The organism is Phytobacter palmae (assembly GCF_039409775.1).
Lineage (GTDB): Bacteria > Pseudomonadota > Gammaproteobacteria > Enterobacterales > Enterobacteriaceae > Phytobacter > Phytobacter palmae.
This window is the reverse complement of record NZ_JBCIVJ010000053.1, coordinates 1-3,033: the sequence shown is the minus strand read 5'-3', so window position 1 is coordinate 3,033 and position 3,033 is coordinate 1. Positions and strand designations below refer to the sequence as shown.

Sequence of the window (3,033 nt, the reverse complement as noted above, 5' to 3'; positions counted from 1 at the left end):
CTCCAGCGCCTGGGCGGGGCAGGGTTTTGGTGGGGTGCAAATTCCACGCGTCGGCGATGAAGTGGTGGTCGATTTTATTAACGGTGACCCGGACAGACCAATCATCACCGGGCGTGTCTATAACGAAGCCAGCATGCCGCCGTGGGCGCTTCCTGCCGCCGCCACGCAGATGGGGTTCCTCAGCCGTTCGAAAGACGGTTCTGCTGATACCGCCAACGCCCTGCGTTTTGAAGATAAAGCGGGGGAGGAGCAGGTCTGGATCCAGGCCGAACGGAACATGGACACCAACGTTAAGAATGACGAAACGCATACTATTGAGAAGAATCACACTCAGTTCGTTGGTGAGAATGAAACCTTACGGGTAGTGAAGGACCAGAATACAGGCGTTAAGGGAAATCTCACCAGTCTGACGGGTAATAACCGCGATGATAAGGTTGTGAACACTTTTACGCTTGCTGCAGGCGAAATGCTGCGTATTGAATGCGGGCAAAGCGCAATTGAACTGCTCAAGGACGGTACGGTCAGCATAATCGGCAATAACTTTAATTTCACGGCGGCAGAGAGTGCGCAAATTAATACTCTTAGTGGCGACCTGCACCTGAATCCGGCCGATGGCAGTGCCGGAACCCTGGCGGTTGGCTCGAATCAACAAACCGCAATACAGCAGGAAGTTGATAACTTTTTTATCGTTAAAGCTAATAAATAAAGGGAAGCGCGATGGCTGACTATATTCTCCAGGAGGCGACACTCGCTTTACCTGATGTATTTAAAGACCGTACGATGAATCTTTTTACCCTCAATGACACAGGTGCCAGTGAATTTACCTTTGTTGTATCTCGTGCGGGGGCGAAAAACGGGGAGACCGTACAGGCAGTTGCGGCGCGTATCGCCCGCGAACTGGAAGTTACAGTGCCAGAATTTCGCATGGAATTGACACAGCAGAAGTTAATCGATGGTGAGCCGGCTGTTGAGCTTTTTTATCAATTTAAAAATGGCAACGTGTTAATTTTCCAGCGCCAGATTATTATTCTTCTGGATGAGCCGTCGGGTGGGAAAAAAGTTGTTTGCTATATTGGCACCTGTCCTGGTGAATTTACTGAGCTTTATCAGAAACAATATCAGGACATTATTGCGAGTATCCGCTTTCACCATAATAAACATGAGACGACGCTTGGGGAAATGATCCGCGCGGATAACCCGGATCTCTTTTTCGCGCTGGATACGGAAAGTTGTCATCTGGACGTTTTTTCCGGTGTGCAAGCGTTATATCGAAGTCTGCCTTTGCAGCGTGCCCGTGAAGGTCTCTACTTACTCTATGCCCAGGACGGTTCCCCGCTGCGTATCGCACCTGTCCCCGACACGCAGCCGATACGCTACGCCCTATGGTCTGTTGCCACAGTGCCTGGGCATCATCTGGAACAACAACTCAGTATCTGCCGCACCGTTAACGGGCCGCAGGGACTCGCTTCCCCTGAGCAGATACTGGCGTTTCTTACCCGGCAACGGACTTCGTCGTAATGACTGCGCTACAGGCTGCAAGGGTCGATGATCCTATAGCCCACACAGCATCGAAATCCTGGATGATTGTTGGGCTTATCGGTGGTGCCATACTGGGGGCTGCGACAGTAGCAACCGGCGGGCTGGCGCTGGTTGTGGCGTCAGCTGCTGTAGGTGCCTGCGCCGCAGGCGGGTTGGGAGAGGTGCTGGGAAGTATGTCCTGGGCGCCCCGACATGTCACTGGCATGCTCACTGAGGGTTCGCCAAATGTTTATGTGAATAGCCGTAAGGCAATTCGCGCGCATCTGTCGTTGGGCAAATGCGATGAACATAGTGGTTCGCCAAAGCGGGTCGCCGAAGGTTCCATTAAGATCTATATCAATAATTATCCGGCAGCACGGCTAGGAGACAAACTCACTTGTAGTGCCGAGATTTTTGCCGGTTCGCCCAATGTTTTTTTTGGTGGCGCGAAAGTACAAACGGACGAAATCAGTCCGGAAGTTCCGGAATGGGTGAACTGGGTCATGCTGGGGGTAGGAGCCGCGGCGCTTGCGGTGGTCGCTACTCCAGCCATCGCTGTGCTCAGTACTGCTGGCGCCCTGATGGGGGGGACGGCAGGGAACTGGGCAGGAGGATGGCTGTTTGGTGAGGGCAGTGACGGACAAAAATGGAGCATGCTGTTCGGCAGCCTGATAGGTGGCGGTGCCGGCATGAAAGGCGGCGCGAAATTTGACGCTGTGCGTGCTGCGCGAGCCACTGAGGTCGTCAATGCTGAACCGGTAGCGGCAGCATCCAACAAACCCTCTATGACGCTCAAAGAGGCTAAAGGCGAGGCCACGGCAAACAAATGGACGCAAAAAGGGCGAGAACTTGCGGACAGGCATAACCCTGAGCTCTCTCAACGTTTGTCGGACGATGAAATTGGTGCACTATACGGTTATACAACCAACCCAGGATATACCGAAGTAAACATGGCTCTGCGTGGGCAAATTGAAATGACGCCAGAACGGCAGGCTTTTGTTGATCATATTAATCAGGGGCTTGATAAACTTGACCCTTATGTAGGGACCACCCAACGTGGAACTGATTTGCCTGCGGATGTTCTTGCAAAAAATCAGGTAGGGGAAGTGGTTTCCGATCCGGCATTTATGAGTTCAGATATCTACAAAGGGTTTGATGGTCCGACGCAAATCACGATAGAAGGGACATCGGGTCGACAAATTGATTTCCTGTCCCAATATAAAGAAATGAATGAAACGGAAGTTTTATTCAAACCCGGTACAAAATTTGAGGTGCTTGAGCGCACCGATGTAGGCGGCAAAACCTACTTGAGATACAAGGAAATACCATGATTGATCTGCATTCTGATTTACGTGAAATCGAGCGCTACGCCTCGAGATATGACCAATATATCCCTTCACCTGGCGCACGAACTCAGCATCGTATGCAGTATGATTATCTTGCAAATCCTCTCGTTGAGGAGCCGATTCAGGCGGCTTCACCAAAATGGTATGACACGCCTGATCAGGTCAGGCC

General features: G+C 51.7%; 3 protein-coding genes and 1 pseudogene. All 4 read left to right on the top strand.

Features of this window, described 5'->3' with window-relative positions:
* The coding region (locus tag AAIG39_RS25550; protein ID WP_343195045.1) for a type VI secretion system Vgr family protein at window positions 1-706 on the top strand (706 nt) is incomplete at its 5' end.
* A gap of 11 nt (window positions 707-717) precedes the next feature.
* Window positions 718-1,518 carry a DcrB-related protein gene (locus AAIG39_RS25545; RefSeq protein WP_343195044.1) on the top strand — a complete coding sequence of 267 codons (801 nt, stop codon included), beginning with the start codon at window positions 718-720 and terminating at the stop codon, window positions 1,516-1,518.
* Window positions 1,518-2,849 carry a PAAR domain-containing protein gene (locus tag AAIG39_RS25540; protein WP_343195043.1) on the top strand — a complete coding sequence of 444 codons (1,332 nt, stop codon included), beginning with the start codon at window positions 1,518-1,520 and terminating at the stop codon, window positions 2,847-2,849. Before AAIG39_RS25545 ends, AAIG39_RS25540 begins: the two co-directional genes overlap by 1 nt.
* Window positions 2,846-3,033 (top strand): annotated as a pseudogene (locus AAIG39_RS25535) (ADP-ribosylarginine hydrolase Tri1); the annotation flags it as partial. The gene AAIG39_RS25540 and the pseudogene AAIG39_RS25535, both read left to right, overlap by 4 nt.

What these genes read in the sequence shown, in the direction of transcription:
- AAIG39_RS25540 (WP_343195043.1), top strand. Translation starts at nt 1,518, where the DNA reads ATGACTGCGCTACAGGCTGCAAGGGTCGATGATCCTATAGCCCACACA.
- AAIG39_RS25545 (WP_343195044.1), top strand. Translation starts at nt 718, where the DNA reads ATGGCTGACTATATTCTCCAGGAGGCGACACTCGCTTTACCTGATGTA.